Source organism: Arthrobacter sp. SDR-2R, from assembly GCF_057747955.1.
Map to the genome: position 1 here is coordinate 2522028 of NZ_CM173231.1, position 16338 is coordinate 2538365.

13 protein-coding genes and 1 pseudogene are annotated in these 16338 nt (G+C 67.2%); 11 read left to right on the plus strand and 3 right to left on the minus strand.

All coding sequences use genetic code 11. From position 1 onward, the window contains the following. Window positions 1–58 precede the first annotated feature (58 nt). Window positions 59–877: a peptidylprolyl isomerase gene (locus tag AC3ANU_RS11775; RefSeq protein WP_134164700.1), complete on the minus strand. Its 819-nt coding sequence runs from the start codon at window positions 875–877 to the stop codon at window positions 59–61. A gap of 229 nt (window positions 878–1106) precedes the next feature. Between AC3ANU_RS11775 and hisS the strand changes: the two genes are divergently transcribed. Then, window positions 1107–2477, plus strand: a complete 1371-nt coding sequence (gene hisS, locus AC3ANU_RS11780; RefSeq protein WP_223991649.1) for a histidine--tRNA ligase — start codon at window positions 1107–1109, stop codon at window positions 2475–2477. Between the two features lie 8 nt (window positions 2478–2485). Here the strand turns inward: hisS and AC3ANU_RS11785 are convergent, their stop codons facing one another. Next, entirely contained in the window at window positions 2486–3739 is a 1254-nt protein-coding gene (locus tag AC3ANU_RS11785) for an APC family permease (RefSeq protein WP_056390475.1), read from the minus strand. 96 nt (window positions 3740–3835) lie between these two features. On the opposite strand from AC3ANU_RS11785, the gene aspS reads away from it, so the two are divergent. Continuing rightward, window positions 3836–5632 carry an aspartate--tRNA ligase gene (gene aspS / locus AC3ANU_RS11790; protein WP_488314579.1) on the plus strand — a complete coding sequence of 599 codons (1797 nt, stop codon included), beginning with the start codon at window positions 3836–3838 and terminating at the stop codon, window positions 5630–5632. Window positions 5633–5771: 139 nt separating this feature from the next. Then, window positions 5772–6520: pseudogene (locus AC3ANU_RS11795) on the plus strand (GNAT family N-acetyltransferase). Between the two features lie 18 nt (window positions 6521–6538). Here the strand turns inward: AC3ANU_RS11795 and AC3ANU_RS11800 are convergent. Then, the gene (locus AC3ANU_RS11800; protein ID WP_056390471.1) at window positions 6539–7207 is read right to left on the minus strand and encodes an acVLRF1 family peptidyl-tRNA hydrolase; all 669 of its coding nucleotides are present in this window, start codon (window positions 7205–7207) and stop codon (window positions 6539–6541) included. Window positions 7208–7283: 76 nt separating this feature from the next. Here AC3ANU_RS11800 and AC3ANU_RS11805 point away from each other — a divergent pair, with 76 nt between their 5' ends. The 8 genes from AC3ANU_RS11805 to AC3ANU_RS11840 all read left to right on the plus strand — a co-directional run bounded on the left by AC3ANU_RS11805 (window position 7284) and on the right by AC3ANU_RS11840 (window position 16327). Further along, window positions 7284–8765 carry a replication-associated recombination protein A gene (locus tag AC3ANU_RS11805; protein WP_056390468.1) on the plus strand — a complete coding sequence of 494 codons (1482 nt, stop codon included), beginning with the start codon at window positions 7284–7286 and terminating at the stop codon, window positions 8763–8765. A 168-nt stretch (window positions 8766–8933) separates the two neighbouring features. Further along, window positions 8934–9560 (plus strand): 30S ribosomal protein S4, encoded by a 627-nt coding sequence (rpsD, locus tag AC3ANU_RS11810; RefSeq protein WP_009357431.1) that lies wholly within the window; start codon window positions 8934–8936, stop codon window positions 9558–9560. Window positions 9561–9704: 144 nt separating this feature from the next. Further along, the gene (locus AC3ANU_RS11815; RefSeq protein WP_018769323.1) at window positions 9705–10079 is read left to right on the plus strand and encodes a DUF948 domain-containing protein; all 375 of its coding nucleotides are present in this window, start codon (window positions 9705–9707) and stop codon (window positions 10077–10079) included. Between the two features lie 17 nt (window positions 10080–10096). Further along, window positions 10097–10327 carry a DUF6167 family protein gene (locus AC3ANU_RS11820; RefSeq protein WP_222430050.1) on the plus strand — a complete coding sequence of 77 codons (231 nt, stop codon included), beginning with the start codon at window positions 10097–10099 and terminating at the stop codon, window positions 10325–10327. Between the two features lie 123 nt (window positions 10328–10450). Next, complete coding sequence (alaS, locus tag AC3ANU_RS11825) at window positions 10451–13129, plus strand: alanine--tRNA ligase (RefSeq protein WP_488314580.1); 2679 nt, start codon at window positions 10451–10453, stop codon at window positions 13127–13129. Between the two features lie 7 nt (window positions 13130–13136). Further along, on the plus strand, window positions 13137–13721 hold the full coding sequence (gene ruvX / locus AC3ANU_RS11830; RefSeq protein ID WP_488314581.1) for a Holliday junction resolvase RuvX: 585 nt from the start codon (window positions 13137–13139) through the stop codon (window positions 13719–13721). Between the two features lie 12 nt (window positions 13722–13733). After that, complete coding sequence (gene mltG / locus AC3ANU_RS11835) at window positions 13734–15470, plus strand: endolytic transglycosylase MltG (RefSeq protein WP_488314582.1); 1737 nt, start codon at window positions 13734–13736, stop codon at window positions 15468–15470. Then, window positions 15467–16327, plus strand: coding sequence for a shikimate dehydrogenase (locus tag AC3ANU_RS11840; protein WP_488314583.1), 861 nt, complete (start codon window positions 15467–15469; stop codon window positions 16325–16327). The genes mltG and AC3ANU_RS11840 overlap by 4 nt, the downstream gene beginning before the upstream one ends. The last annotated feature ends 11 nt before the right edge of the window (window positions 16328–16338 follow it).

Sequence of the window (16338 nt, forward strand, 5' to 3'; positions counted from 1 at the left end):
TCTTTCGCTTGGAGGGAAATACTCACGTACTGCACCGCGGCCTGGCCGGCCCGGCTTCCTACTTCAGAGAGAACGAGTCTATCGTGACTGGTTGTTTTGGCGCGCCGTCCGTGTCGCCGGCTCCCGGGGTGATGCCTGCGGCAGCGATGTTGGATACAACATCAAGCCCGGATGTCACCTTCCCCACCACGGTATAGCCGCCGGCAGCATCGGCCGGAATGACCGTGTCCTTGTAGACAATAAAGAACTGTGTCCCGTTGCCGTACGCGTTGTTCCCCGTGCGGGCCACGGCGATGGTGCCGGCAGGGTAGGTGTTGTCTGCGGGCGTGTTTTCCAGCGGACCCCACGTGTAATTGGGGTCGCCCTGTCCGTCCCCGTTGGGGGAGCCGCACTGCAGCACGCCGAACTGGTCCGCAGTGGTGAGCCGGTGGCATGACTTGCCGTTGAAATAGCCTTCGTCGCTGAGGGACTTGAAAACGGCTGCTGCCTGCGGAGCCTTGGTCCCGTCCACTTCCACGCCGAGCGCGCTGCCGTTCAGCAGCAGTTCGCCGGTGAACGTCTTGCCCGCCGCCGTGTCCGCGGACGGGATGTTGGGCCCGTTGGTGGCCGGCGCCGAGGGTGTCGCGGAGGCGCTTGCAGAGGTGGATGGTTCCGTCAGTCCCGCCTGCGCGGCGGCATATTCGTCCTCAGTGGGGTTTCCGGCGAAGGCGGTGAGCTGGAGGACGACGGCGAGCAGCACGGCGGCGGTTCCGGCGCCGGCGGCCACGAGGTTGTCGCGTTTCCGCCGCTTCTCCTGGTCGCGCCGGAGCTCACGCTTGGCTTCCATCTGCTGGATGCGCCGTTTTGCTTCGCGTGCACTGCGTGAACTGGCCGCCAAGGGTCCTCCTCGTCGTCGGGCTGCTGGTGCCCGGCGGTTGGCCGCGGGGCGCAGGTGTTAAGGGCCAGGCCGTGCGGGTCCGCCGCATTAGAGATGCACACGGATGACGCATAAACTGGCTGCCGCACATAGTTTATGCATGGCTGGCTGTGCTGCCGCCGAACGACCGCCGTTGCGGGCGCGGCCGGCAGCTCCGGCGCACCTTCCATTCCTAAGGAGAACCTTCCCCATGGCACGCACCGCCTCCCTGTCCGGATTCCCCGAGTGGCTTCCCGAGGAGCGGCTGGTGGAGCTGCATGTGCTCGATACCCTGCGCCGGGTTTTTGAACTGCATGGTTTCACCTCGATCGAAACCCGCGCCGTGGAGACGGTGGGCCAGCTGCTGCGCAAGGGCGAGATCGACAAGGAAGTGTACGGGCTCAGCCGGCTCCAGGAGGACGAGAGCGAGAACCCCGTTAAAGCCGGCAAGGCCGATCCCCACGCGCTTGCCCTGCATTTCGACCTGACCGTTCCCTTCGCCCGGTACGTGGTGGAAAACGCCGGCTACCTGGCCTTCCCCTTCCGCCGCTACCAGATCCAGAAAGTGTGGCGCGGCGAGCGGCCCCAGGAAGGCCGGGCCCGCGAGTTCACCCAGGCGGACATCGACGTGGTCGGCGACGGCGAGCTTCCGTTCCGCTACGACGTCGAGATCGCCTTGGTCATCGCCGAAGCACTCAGTGCGTTGCCCATCCCCGATTTCCGTCTCCGGATCAACAACCGCAAACTGGCGGAAGGCTTCTACCGGGGCATCGGACTTGATGACACCGCAGGCGTGCTGCGCAGTATCGACAAACTCGAAAAGATCGGTCCGGCAAAGGTGGCCGAACTGCTCAAGACCGAGCTCGGCGCAACCGACGAGCAGGCTGCCAAGGCGCTTCAACTGGCTGCCATCCGAACGGAAGATACGTCCTTTGTGGACCAGGTCCGTGCCCTGGGTGTCAGCAACGAACTCCTGGACGAGGGCCTGGACGAACTGGAGCAGGTCATCGATGCCGCCGTGCAGCGGGCGCCCGGCAAGGTACTGGCGGACCTCAGCATCGCCCGTGGCCTGGACTACTACACCGGCACGGTGGTGGAAACCGTCCTGGTGGGCCACGAACAGTTGGGGTCCATCTGCTCCGGCGGCCGGTACGACGCCCTGGCGTCGAAGGGCAACCGCAAGTTCCCGGGCGTTGGCCTCTCCATCGGCGTCACCCGCCTGGTGTCCCGGATCCTGAGCCAGGACCTGGCCAAAGCCTCCCGCTCTGTTCCCACTGCAGTGCTGGTGGCCCTGAACCATGACGACAGCTGGGGCACTGCCCAGGATGTCGCCGCCCTGCTGCGCAGCCGGGGAATCCCCACCGAAGTGGCTGCCAAGGCCGAGAAGTTCGGCAAGCAGATCAAGTTCGCGGACCGCCGGGGAATCCCGTTCGTCTGGTTCACGGACGAGGACGGCACCCACCAGGTCAAGGACATCCGCACCGGCGAGCAGGTGTTGGCCGCCCCTGAAACCTGGATGCCGCCGCTGGAGGACCTGGCAGTGCAGGTTGAGACAACCGCGGCCGCCGCGGCGTCGGTCTAGCCGGGCGCTTATGTCCGGTGCCGGTGCTGCCGGAACCGCAGCACCAGCCAGCGCCCCACCACGCCGGCGGCAAGGACTGCGGCCATGGTCAGCACCGACGCAGCCGGCAAAGTGAAGGCCAGTACCACGCAGCCCACGAAACCCAGCGCGTTAAGCCACCGGGGAGCGTAGCCGGGATGGGCGGAAAGGGTGAATGCTGACGCATTGGCTACCGCGTAGTAGACCAGCACGCCGAAGCTTGAGAAGCCCACGACGGTCATCACGTTGGTGGTCAGGAGCAGCAGGATCACGACGGCGGCCACGGCCAGTTCGGCGACGAACGGAACGGTGTGGGGACCGCCCACCCTGGCCAGAGGCCCCGGAAGATCGCGCTCCCTGGCCATGGCCAACGTTGTCCTTCCCACGCCCGTGATCAGCGCGAGGAGTGCGCCCAGGCACGCGGCCGCTGCTCCTGCCTGCACCAGCGGTGCACCCGCTGCCAGCCGGCTGTCCAGCACTGCGTCCAGCAGGGGAGTGCCTGTGGACCCCAACCGCTCTCCGAGGTGGGCCTGCAGGAGCAGGGCCAGCAGCAGGTAAATGGCGAATGCGCCCGCCAGGGCCGCCAGGATGGCGCGGGGGATGGCACGCGCCGGATTCCTGACCTCCTCGCCCAGCGTGGCGATCCGGGCATAACCGGCAAACGCGAAGAACATCAGCCCGGCGGCAGGCAGGACGCCCTCCACCCCGCCGGAATGCGCGCCTCCCGGCAGTGGCGCGGGGTGCGGACCCAGCACGGCGGCGGTGCCAACGAACACCAGTGTTGCCAGGACCAGGCACAGCAGGATCCTCGTCAGCAGGGCTGTCCTGGTGATGCCCAGCAGGTTGACGGCGGTGAGGGCCACGACGGCGGCCACGGCAACCGGGACGGCGTAGTCCCGCGCCACGTAGCTGCCGAACGTCAACGCCATGGCCGCGCAGGACGCCGTCTTGCCCGTGACGAAACCCCAGCCGGCCAGGAAGCCCGGCCATTCGCCCAGCTGTTTCCGGCCATAGACGTAGGTCCCGCCGCTGGTGGGGTACTTGGCGGCGAGGGCTGCCGATGCCACGGCGTTGCAGTACGCCACCAGCCCGGCAACAGCCACGGACAGGACCAGCAGATTCCCTGCCAGTGCCGCGGCCGGGGAGAACACCACGAACACTCCGGCACCCAGCATGGAGCCCAGTCCGATGGCGGTGGCATCAAAGGTTCCCAGCCTGCGTTGCAGCTGCTGCGGTTCGCTCATGCGGCGGCAGTCCCTTTCCAGCGGGTAAACTCGGACGGGATCGTTCCCGCAACGATCATATTGACTTCCCACTGTTTTCCCGCAGAAAGGCGTGCTGTGCTGCGCACACATGACCTCGGATCCCTTCGCTCCGAGCACATTGGACAAACCGTAACCCTGGCCGGCTGGGTGGGCCGCCGCCGTGATCACGGTGGTGTGGCATTCGTGGATTTGCGCGACGCTTCGGGCGTGGCCCAGGTGGTGGTCCGCGAGGAGGAAGTGTTCCACGGACTGCGCAATGAATACGTCCTGCAGATCAAGGGCACCGTTTCCAGGCGTCCTGAAGGCAACGAGAACCCGGCGCTGGCCACGGGCGAAATCGAGGTCATCGCCGAGGACGTCACCGTCCTCAACACCTCCGACCCGCTGCCGTTCCAGATCGACGAGCACGTGGAAGTCGGCGAGGAAGCGCGCCTCAAGCACCGCTACCTGGACCTGCGCCGTCCCGGCCCCAGCCGCAACCTGCGCCTCCGCTCCGAGGCAAACCGGGTGGCGCGCGAACTGCTCCACCATGAGGGCTTCGTGGAGATCGAGACGCCCACGCTGACACGTTCGACGCCGGAAGGCGCCCGTGACTTCCTGGTTCCGGCACGCCTGGCTCCGGGGTCCTGGTACGCGCTGCCGCAGTCCCCGCAGCTGTTCAAGCAGCTGCTGCAGGTGGGCGGCTTCGAAAAGTACTACCAGATTGCCCGCTGCTACCGGGACGAGGACTTCCGCGCGGACCGCCAGCCGGAATTCACCCAGCTGGACATTGAGGCCAGCTTCGTGGACCAGGACGACGTGATCCGGCTGGGCGAAAACATCGTCAAGGCGGTGTGGCAGCTCATCGGCGTCGACATCCCCACGCCCATCCAGCGGATCACGTACGCCGACGCGATGGCGCGCTACGGCTCGGACAAGCCGGACCTGCGCTTTGGCCAGGAACTGACCGAGCTCACGGATTTCTTCAAGGACACCAACTTCGGCGTCTTCAAGGCACCCTACGTTGGGGCCGTCGTCATGCCCGGCGGCGCGTCGCAGGCACGCCGTGCCCTTGATGCCTGGCAGGAGTGGGCCAAGCAGCGCGGCGCCAAGGGCCTGGCGTATGTCCTCTACAAGGAGGACGGCGAGCTCGCCGGACCGGTCGCCAAGAACCTCACCGAGTTCGAGCGCGCCGGCCTGGCTGACGCCGTGGGCGCCAAGCCCGGGGACTGCATCTTCTTCGCCGCGGGTGAGAAGACGCCGTCGCGGGCCCTGCTGGGTGCTGCACGCGTGGAGATCGGCCACCGCACCGGCCTGATCGATCCCAACGCCTGGGCTTTCTGCTGGGTGGTGGACGCGCCGATGTTCGAGCCCTCAGCAGCCGCTGTTGCCTCCGGTGACGTCGCCGTCGGCGGAGGGCAGTGGACCGCCGTCCACCACGCCTTCACCTCGCCCAAGCCCGAGTTCCTTGACACCTTCGACAAGGATCCGGAATCGGCGCTCTCCTACGCCTACGACATCGTGTGCAACGGCAACGAAATCGGCGGCGGCTCCATCCGTATCCACCAGCGGGACGTGCAGGAGCGCGTCTTCGAGCTGATGGGCCTGGACAAGGAGGACGCCCAGACCAAGTTCGGCTTCCTGCTGGAGGGCTTTAAGTACGGCGCCCCGCCGCACGGCGGAATCGCCTTCGGCTGGGACCGCGTGGTTTCGCTGCTGGCGGGCGTCGAGTCCATCCGCGACGTCATCGCCTTCCCGAAGTCCGGCGGCGGCCACGACCCCCTCACCGATGCCCCGGCCCCCATCACGCCGCAGCAGCGCAAGGAGGCAGGCGTGGACTTCAAGCCGGAGGCCAAAAAGCCGGAAGTGAAGAAGCCCGAAGAGAAGCAGTAGCATCACGCAACGCTGCCGCAAGGCAGCGGCCAAGGGAGGTTCCCCGGATCACCGGGGAACCTCCCGCCTTTAACGAAGGAGCTGTCAGTTGTCCGCCCCGGGCAAAAGTGAACCCGCACCACTGGACCTCGAAGCCGCCATGGATGCCGCCTGGCCGGCCCTGGAACGGTACGACGCCGGGGGCTGGGTCCTGCGCGCAGCAGGCGGAGTGACCCAGCGCGCCAACTCCATCTGGCCGCGTGCCGTCACCGCGGATTTGCAAGGTGACAGCCTCCGGGGCCTGCTCGCCGACGCCAGGTCCTGGTACCGCAGCCGCCGGCTGCCGGTCATCTTCCAGCTGTTCGACACCCCCGCAACAGCCGCGCTGCACGACCTGCTCGACGCTGAAGGCTTCACCCGGCAATCCGAGACCGTAGTCATGACCCGCGGCCGATGACTGGAGGAACCGCGGACGCTGCCGTTGAAGTTTCCCGGGAACCCTCCGCGGACTGGCTGCGCGTCTGGTGGGAGGTGGACGGGCGCGGCGGGGAGGACGCCCTCGCCACCGCCAGGGAAATCCTGCTGGGCTGTCCTTCGATTTACGCGCTTGTCCGTGACGGAGCCGGGCTGCCCGCCGCCGTCGGGCGCCTCGCCCTTCCCGCCGGAAGCGCCCAGGGCGGGCTGTACTGCATGGCCACCCGGGCTGAAGCGCGCCGCCGCGGCTACGGAACTGCTGTCCTCCAGTCCTTGCTGCAGGCCGGTGCGGAGCAGGGGGCGGGGAAGTACTGGCTCCTTGTCACCGCCGCCAACCATGGGGCGCAGGCGATGTATGCCAACGCCGGGTTCACGGAAGCCGGGCGTTACCTGTACCGGCAGGAACGCCCCCGCCGCGCCCTGACAGGCTGCTGACCAGGCAACAGCCGTGCGCTATCCGGATGCGTCGGTCACCGTGATCCGGACCGAGCAGGCGTCCACCGCGGCCTTCTTCAACACGGCGGCCCGGGGCTCGGCGACGTCGAGCCACGCGAGGCGTGGCAGGCGAGCGTAGTCACGCAGGGCAGGTTCCTGGAGGACAAGGTCGGCCAGGGGCCGGTCGCCGCCGGGCACCAGGTACTCGAAGGCCGCACTACGGAACACGTCCGCCGCCTGGCCGGCCACGGCCGCAACCAAAGCGTCCGCCTGGTTGGAACGGCGGCGGGCAAACCGCTGCTGGGACTGTCCGCCCGCAGCCGTACGGGACTGGACGTACCTGGTGCCTGCCTTGGATGCCAGCAGGATGCCTTCGCTTGCCACCCCTATGCCGTAACCGCCGCGCCGCACCAGCAGCAGGCCCAGCCGTCGCGGTTGGGCCGCAAGGGCGGCCAGCCGCTCCAGCGCTCCGCTGCCGCGTCCCGGGCGTCCGTCGGCCGGCCACGGCGCCTGCAGGAGCGCTTCGGTGCCGTCGGCCGCCACCAGGCGGAGGCCGTCGTCGTCATCCTGCAGCCGGTAACCGCCATGCGAGGCGCCGAACCGGTCGGCCCAGCCCGGCAGCCGGCTGCCGGGCACGAACGCGGTGCGGACGGACGGCGGCCCGCCGTGGGCAACGGTGGCAGGCATGGGAGTTCCTTTGGTGTCAGGGCCGGGCGGAAGACGGAGGCGAAAAGCAGCGGTGGACTGGAAGTAGCCTATCTATGTGGATGATCTCTTCGGGCACGGACCAGAAAACGACGACGACGGTCCCGTCTCCGGGGCAAGCACCGGTTCCGGGGGCCAGGGTTCCAGGGGGCAGGGTTCCCGTAGCCAAGGTTCGCCGCGCAGTCCGCTGGCCGTCCGGATGCGGCCCCGCACCCTGGACGAAGTGGTGGGCCAGCAGCACCTGCTCGGCCAGGGTTCGCCGCTGCGGCAGCTGGCCGCAGGCGCCGGGGCGGACAGTACGGGCCCGGCCGGTCCCACCTCCCTCATCCTCTGGGGGCCGCCCGGTACGGGAAAGACCACGCTGGCGCACGTCATCGCGCGCGGACCGGGACGGAAATTCGTGGAACTGTCCGCCATCACCGCCGGCGTCAAGGACGTCCGCCGCGTCATGGACGACGCCCTGACGGCCAGGGACCTGTACAAGACCACCACGGTGCTGTTCCTTGACGAGATCCACCGCTTCAACAAGGCCCAGCAGGACGCGCTGCTTCCCGGCGTCGAAAACCGTTGGGTGGTCCTGGTGGCTGCCACCACGGAGAATCCTTCCTTTTCGGTGGTCTCACCCCTGCTGTCCCGCTCCCTGCTCCTCACGCTCAGGCCGCTGACGGATGCCGACATCGAGGGCCTCCTGGTGCGGGCCGTCGAGGACCCGCGCGGGCTGGGCGGGAAGGTCCGGCTCAGCGACGAAGCGCTGGAACACCTGGTCCGGCTGTCCGGCGGGGACGCGCGAAGGGCGCTCACTGCATTGGAGGCTGCGGCCGGCGTCGCCTTCGGTGACGCGGACGACGTCGAACGTTCCGTGGGGGAGGAGGGTGCAGCTGCTGAGCCGGTCACCGCTGAGCCGGTCACCGTGGAGTTGCGCCACACCGAGCGTGCGCTGGATGCGGCCGCCGTCCGCTATGACCGTGCCGGTGACCAGCACTACGACGTGGCCAGCGCATTCATCAAGTCCATCAGGGGCTCGGACGTGGATGCTGCCCTGCATTACCTTGCCCGGATGCTTGAAGCCGGGGAGGACCCGCGGTTCGTGGCGCGTCGGATCGTCATCTCGGCGGCAGAGGATGTGGGCATGGCCGACCCCACGGCGCTGCAGACCGCCGTGGCCGCGGCGCAGGCGGTGCAGCTGATCGGGATGCCGGAGGGACGGATCATCCTGGCTGAGGCCGTGGTCCACCTCGCCACCGCGCCAAAATCGAATGCCGCCTACATGGGCATCAACAAAGCCATCGCGGACGTGCGCGCGGGACTCGGCGTCGGCATTCCCGCGCATCTGCGGGATGCGCACTACCCGGGCTCCAAGCAGCTGGGACACGGCGTGGGGTACAAGTACGCCCACGACGCCCCGCACGCGGTGGCAACGCAGCAGTACCCGCCGGACGACCTGGTGGGCCGCGACTACTACCAGCCCACCGGCAACGGAGCGGAACGGGACATCGCCCAGCGGCTGGAGCGGTTGCGGAAGATTGTGCGGGGCAAGTAGCCGCCATGGTAGGCTGGATGTTCGTCTGGCAAGGCACGGACGCACAATCTCCCCAATTCGTTGAGAAGGTTATGCCCTGCGCCCCGTAGCAAAAGGCAGCGGTTGGCCGATGCTCTCCATCGTGGAGGCCAGTAACACTGACACACCGCAGATATTGGAAGGACACTAGTGGCTAACAACACTCGTGCTCGCCGTCAGGCCCGCCTCTCGCGGTCCCTCGGCATCGCTCTGACCCCCAAGGCCGCCAAGTACATGGAGCGCCGCCCGTACGGCCCCGGTGAGCATGGCCGTGCCCGCAAGAAGCAGGACTCCGACTACGCCGTACGTCTGCGCGAAAAGCAGCGTCTGCGCGCCCAGTACGGCATCCGCGAAGCACAGATGACCCGTGCCTTCGAAGAAGCCCGCCGCACCAAGGGCCTGACCGGTGAAAACCTCATCGAGCTGCTCGAAATGCGTCTCGACGCCCTGGTCCTGCGTGCCGGCTTCGCCCGCACCATCGCCCAGGCCCGCCAGCTGGTTGTGCACCGCCACATCATGGTTGACGGCGTCCGCGTTGACCGCCCGTCGTTCCGCGTCGGCGAGGGCCAGCTGGTCCACGTCCACAGCCGCAGCGAGACCATGGTTCCGCTCCAGGTTGCCGCAGCCGGCGCACACCGCGACGTCCTGCCTGCCGTTCCGGCCTACCTGGACGTCAAGCTGGAAGCCCTGCAGGCACGCCTGGTCCGCCGCCCCAAGCGTTCGGAAATCCCGGTGACCTGCGAAGAGCAGCTCGTCGTCGAATTCTACGCACGCTAAATCCCAGCAGCGTATCCAAAGAAGCCCGTGGCACGCGCCGCGGGCTTCTTTGTATGTAAGGTACTTGGGGGACATCTGCGCAACGGGCATTCCGTCACGCCGCGGATGGGGCTCAATCACAGAATTTCGAGGAGATGAACGTCTATGACTGGTGGCGATATTGCCGGCCTGATCGCTGCCGGGGTGTTCGCGCTCCTGGTGCTGCTGCTCGCGGTCCCCATCCTGAAGCTGGGGAAAGTCTTCGACGAAGTGCGGACTGCCATCAGGTCCATCAGCGACGGCGCCACGCCCCTGATGGATGAGGTAACGGCCACCGTTTCCACCACCAACCAGCAGTTGAAGAAGGTGGACGGTATCGCGTCCAACGTCTCCGACGCATCCGCCAACATTTCCGCCCTGTCCTCGCTGGTGGCCGCCACGGTGGGCTCGCCGCTGATCAAGGTTGCGGCGTTCAGCTACGGCGTGCGCAGCGCCGTCGCCAACCGCCGGAAGCCCGCTGCCGGCCGCCGCAGCCGCTAGATTCGAAGAGAACGAATATGAAAAGAATTGTCTGGATGGGAATCGGCGTGGCCATTGGGGTCATTGCCTTCCGCAAAGTGAGCCAGGCCCAGTCCACTCTTGGACCTGAGGGCCTCAACCGTGCGGTAGGGCGTCTTGCCGACGGGGTGTACGACTTCGCGGATGCCGTCCGCGCAGGGATGCGCGAACGGGAAACCGACCTGCGGACCGCCCTTGGCGTCGAGTCCGCGGAACTGGTCCGCCGCTGAGCCCGCGGGGCACAACCGGCACCAGCCAACAACCGGCAGGAACCCGATCCGGGAACCTTGCCACCTGAACGAAATTTCCGTGCCGCCCGGCGGGACGGACCAAGAAGGGTAAGAAAACAGCTCATGAAGTCGCAGGAGATCACAAAGCGCTGGGTGGACTTTTTTGTCAGCAAGGGCCACACGGCGGTTCCCTCCGCATCGCTGGTCTCCAGCGACCCCTCCCTGCTGTTCACGGTGGCCGGCATGGTCCCGTTCATTCCGTACCTCACTGCCCGCGAGGAAGCGCCCTACTCCCGCGCCACCAGCGTGCAGAAGTGCATCCGCACCGGCGACATCGAGGAAGTGGGCAAGACTGCCCGCCACGGCACCTTCTTCCAGATGTGCGGCAACTTCTCGTTCGGCGACTACTTCAAGGAAGACGCCATCAAGTTCGCCTGGGAGCTCCTCACCAAGAGCGTTGACGACGGCGGCTACGGCCTTGCGCCCGAACGTCTGTGGGTGACGGTCTACGAAGAGGACGACGAAGCCGAGGAACTGTGGCTGAAGAACACCGGCGTCCCGGCTGAACGCATCCAGCGGATGGGCAAGTCGGACAACTACTGGCACACCGGCCAGCCCGGACCCGCCGGCCCCTGCTCCGAGATCTACTACGACCGCGGTCCCGCCTACGGCGTTGACGGCGGCCCCATCGCCGACGAGAACCGCTACGTCGAGATCTGGAACCTGGTGTTCATGCAGTACCAGATCGAAAACGTCCGCTCCAAGGTGGACTTCGACGTCGTCGGCGAGCTGCCCAAGAAGAACATCGACACGGGCCTGGGCATGGAACGCCTTGCCATGATCCTGCAGGGCGTCGAGAACATGTACGAGACCGACCAGGTGCGGCCGGTCATCGACAAGGCCGCCGAACTGTCCGGCAGGGAATACACCTCCGCCGAAACCCCGGACGATCCCCACCACACCGACGACGTGCGCATGCGCGTGGTGGCCGACCACATCCGGTCGGCACTGATGCTGATCTCCGACGGCGTGACCCCCTCCAACGAGGGCCGCGGATACGTCCTGCGCCGCCTCATCCGGCGTGCCGTCCGTTCCATGCGCCTCCTGGGTGTGGAACAGGCCTGCCTGCCTGATCTGCTGCCCGTATCGCGCGACGCCATGAAGGGCGTCTACCCGGTGGTGGAGACCGATTTCGACCGGATCAGCCGCATTGCCTACGCCGAAGAGAAGGCGTTCCTGCGCACCATCGCGTCCGGCACCGCCCGGTTGGAAGAGGCCGTGAAGGAATCCAAGGCCGCCAACAAGCCGCTGTCCGGTGCGGACGCCTTCACGCTGCACGACACTTACGGCTTCCCCATCGACCTCACGCTGGAGATGGCGGAGGAAGCGGGACTCAAAGTGGATGAGGCGGCCTTCCGCGGCCTCATGCAGGAACAGCGCCAGCGCGCCCAGGCCGATGCCAAGGGCAAGAAGGGCGGCCACGCCGACCTCACCGTCTTCCAGGACATCCTGGCCCAGGGCGAGACGGTCTTCACCGGGTACACCGAGCTTGAGGGCGAGTCGCGCGTTCGCGGCCTGCTCAGCGCCGGCCGCCAGGTGCAGCAGGCCGCCACCGGCGACGAGATCGAACTCGTCCTGGCCGAAACCCCCTTCTACGCCGAAGCCGGCGGCCAGGCCGCCGACACCGGCCTGATCACCGGTGACGGATTCGTCGTCGAGGTCCTGGACGTCCAGCGGCCCGTGAAGGGCCTGAGTGTCCACAAGGCGATTGTCCGCGAAGGCGAAATCGGCGCTGACTCGCTGGTGCGCGCCGCCGTCGACCGTGAACGCCGCCATGCCGCTGAGCAGGCCCACACGGGCACGCACATCGTGCATGCCGCGCTGCACCAGATCCTTGGTCCGGAGGCCACCCAGCGTGGATCCTTCAACAAGGCGGGGTACCTGCGCTTCGACTTCGCCTGGGGCGAAGGCCTGAGCACCGCCACGCGGTCCGAAATCGAGGAAGTCTCCAACCTGGCCATCCGTAACAACTACGCGGTGGAAACGAAGATCATGGGGCTGGCCGAAGCGAAGGCCATGGGCGCCATGGCCCTTTTCGGGGAGAACTACGGCAGCGAGGTGCGCGTGGTGGAGATCGACGGCGCGTGGTCACGCGAGCTGTGCGGCGGCACCCACGTTGCCAACACCTCGCTGATCGGCAGCCTGTCGCTCCTGGGCGAACAGTCCGTCGGCTCGGGCAACCGCCGCGTGGAGGCCTTCGTTGGCATGGAGGCCTTCCGCCACCTTGCGGCTGAGCGTGCCCTGGTGACCGAACTGACGGACCTGTTGAAGGTCCCGTCCGGCCAGCTCGCCGACAGGATTTCCGCCACCCTGGCCAAGTTGAAGGCCACCGAGAAGGAACTGGACCGGCTCCGCAAGGAACAGCTGGCCGCTTCCGCTGCGCAGCTGGTTAACACCGCCCAGGACGCCGCAGGCGTCAAGGTGCTGGCCCACGACGCCGGCACCGTCAGCGGAGCCGACGACCTTCGCGGCCTGGCCCTTGACCTGCGCAACCGGCTCGGTTCGGCAGCTGCCGCCGTGGCTGTGGCCGGCGTCGCCAACGACCGTCCACTGATCCTGGTAGCCACCAATGAGGCAGCCAGGGAGGCCGGCGTCAAGGCCGGTGCCCTGGTCCGGGTGGCTGCCGGTGTCCTCGGTGGTGGTGGCGGCGGCAAGGACGACGTCGCCCAGGGCGGCGGAACCGACGCCGGAAGGGTCGGCGCTGCCCTGGCAGCCGTCGTCGACGCCATTTCAAGGCGCTAACCACGTTATGACCGATCCTGTTGCTGCCGGCGGCTACCCCCAGGGCGTCAAACTGGGGGTGGACGTCGGCACCGTCCGGGTGGGCGTGGCCGTCTGCGACCGCGACTCCATCCTTGCCACGCCGTACAAGACCCTCGACCGGAATGCCAGGAAAAACTCGGACGTGCGCGTCATCGCCAAACTGGCGGAGGAACTCGGCGCGGTGCAGGTTATCGTCGGGCTGCCCAGGACGATGAAGGGCGAAGAACATGCCTCGGCCAGGATGGCCACGGACTATGCCCTCCTCCTCGCCGCGGAGTTTTCACGGCGCGGTCTCGCCGTTCCGGTGAACCTCGTGGATGAGCGCCTCAGCAGTGTCACGGCCCACCGGAACCTGCACGAAGCTGGCATGAGCAGCAGGGACCACCGTAAAGTAGTGGATCAGGTCGCGGCGGCGGGTATTCTTCAGCACGCCATCGACATGCAGAAAGCCAGGGGAGCGGATGTCGGCTCACGCGTGACAGCGCCACCCCCGTCCGTGGACCTGGGGGGCCGGTGGGACGGACGAAACCGTCCGCGCCATCCCCGCAGACACGGCCCAATCTTCAGATAATGGAAGGCAACAGTGAGCCCTGCCAACATTGACGACACCTTCGGCCGGCTGGATACCGGGGCTGGGAGGCCGTTGACCCGCAAGGAACTGCGGGCACGGGAGAAGAGCCTCAATACCGGTGGCCAGGACGCCGTGCCCGAGCAGGCCTATGAAACCGGCGACGTCCCGCCGCCCCCGGCCGCACCGCCTGCGGCGCCGTCGCCCGCAGCGGCGCCCACGTTTGCGCCGCTGCCCGGCGCAGGTGATGTTCCTGCGGCACCGGAGGCACCCCCGTCCATCCAGGACGAAGAGCCCGCAGGTCCTTCCCACGCGGACCCTTTCGACGGCGACGCTGCCGCCCCGGACGCCCCTGCGCCCCTTGGACATCACGACGACGTCCCGCACCATGGCAACGTCGGCGGCCATGACGCCGTCGGACACCATGACGCTGTCACGCTTCATGACGATGTGCACCATGAAGTCGCCCTGCACCACGAGGCCGTCGGGCACCAAGACCACGTGCACCATGAAGCGGACCTGCACCACCCGGACCTGCACGACTACCAGCAAGTGCACGACGACCATGTCCACCACGCCGCGGGATACCACGACGATGCCCACGTGGAGGCGCCGCACCACGATGTTCACCACCACGACGCGGACCATGGATTGCTGCCCGGCTCATCGGCAGCCCAGGTAGTGCCGCGCCCCTCGAAGAAGGTCCGGCGCCGGCGCAGGCTGCTCGCCCTGTTCCTGACCCTTGCCGTTTTTGTGGCGGCTGTGGCCGTGGGAGCCCAGTTCCTCAAGCCACTCCTGGGCAACGGCAAGCCTTCGGACTTCCCGGGTCCCGGATCGGGTGAGGTCCGGATCACGGTGGCAAGCGGCGAGGGAACCCGATCGGTCGCCACGGAACTGGAGAACCAGCGCGTCGTGGCCAACGCCGACACGTTCATGCAGGCGTTCCATGCCTCCGGCGGCACATTGTCGCCGGGCGACTACACCTTCAAAACCGAGATGAAGAACGCGGACGCGGTCAACATCCTGGCGGGCAAGGACAAGACGAAGGTCATTTACTTCGCCCTTAGCGCGGGCCTCAGGATTGGCGAATCGCTGCAGGCGATCTCGGAGGGCTCGGGGATTTCCGTGCAGCAGCTGCAGGCCCTCAGCAACCAGCCCGCACAGTTTGGCCTGCCCGCCAACGCCAAGAACCTCGAAGGCTACCTGGCACCGGGTGAGTACCGTTTCCCGCTGGGAACCCCGGCCAAGGACATCCTGCAGGCGCTGGTGAAGTCCACCACCGATGAACTCGTCTCGCAGGGCATCACGGACCCCGCCAAGCAGTACCAGGCCGTTATCGTGGCCAGCATTGTCCAGGCCGAGGGCGGACAGGCAGACTACGGTGACGTGGCGGGCGCCATTTACAACCGGCTCAAGCCCAATGACCAGACCGGTGGCTTCCTGCAGGTTGACTCCGCCGTCACGTACGGCCTTGGCACCCGGAGCTTCAACTTCACGGACGAGCAGCGCCAGGACAAATCCAACCCCTACAACACCTACGCCAATCCGGGGCTGCCGCCGGGACCCATCGGTTCTCCCGGCAAGACCGCCATCGATGCGGCCGCCCGGCCCAAGGCCAATGACTACCTGTACTGGGTGACCATCAACCTGGACACCAAGGAAACCAAGTTCGCCAAGACACTGGCTGAACACAACGCGTACGTCGAGCAGTACAACGCGTGGTGCCAGGCCAACGCGGGCCGCTGCACATGACTCTGCGGGCTGCCGTGCTGGGCCACCCGATCAGCCACTCGAAATCCCCGGCGCTGCATCTCTCGGCATACGGGCAGCTGGGCGCGGGCATCAGCTACACGGCCATCGACGTCACTGAGGAGTTGCTGCCGTCCTTCATGCGCCAGATCCGGCACCAGCCGGGCTGGCGCGGGCTCTCCGTCACGATGCCGTTGAAGACGGCGATGCTCCAGGAAGTGGACGAGGTACGGGGAGTCGCGCAGACCCTCGGCGTGGTGAACACCGTTACCTTCGAGGACTCAGCCGGCGGCATCAGGACGGTGGGCTCCAACACGGACGTTGCCGGGATCGTCAACGCCCTGTGCCATGCGGGCACCCCCGCAGCACCAACGGCTGTCATCCTTGGTGGCGGCGGGACCGCTGCATCGGCCATCGCTGCCCTGAAGGAACTGGGCACCGGAACGTTGCAGGTCTTCGTCCGCGATGCCTCACGCACAGCAGATGTCCGTGCAGCCGCGGACGGCCTGGGAGTTGCCCTGGAGGTCCGCCCCCTGGCTGGAGCCGCGCGCCCCACGTCGGAAGCCGACGTCGTGATTTCCACCCTGCCGCCCCGTGCGGCTGACGGACTCGCAGCCGAAGTGGCCGCCTTGAAAGCTCCGACGCCCGGCGTGCTGCTGGATGTTGCCTACGATCCGTGGCCCAGCCTGGTTGCCTCGGTATGGCAGGCCGGCGGTGGCCGCGTGGTGCCGGGGCTGGAGATGTTGCTTTACCAGGCAGTGGAGCAGGTGCGGCTCTTCACCCGTCGCGGGGAAGACGTTAATGCAGCTGTCATAGATGTGATGTGTGACGCAGTCGGCCTTGCCCGGCGGGCGTTCTGACCGCCCTACGT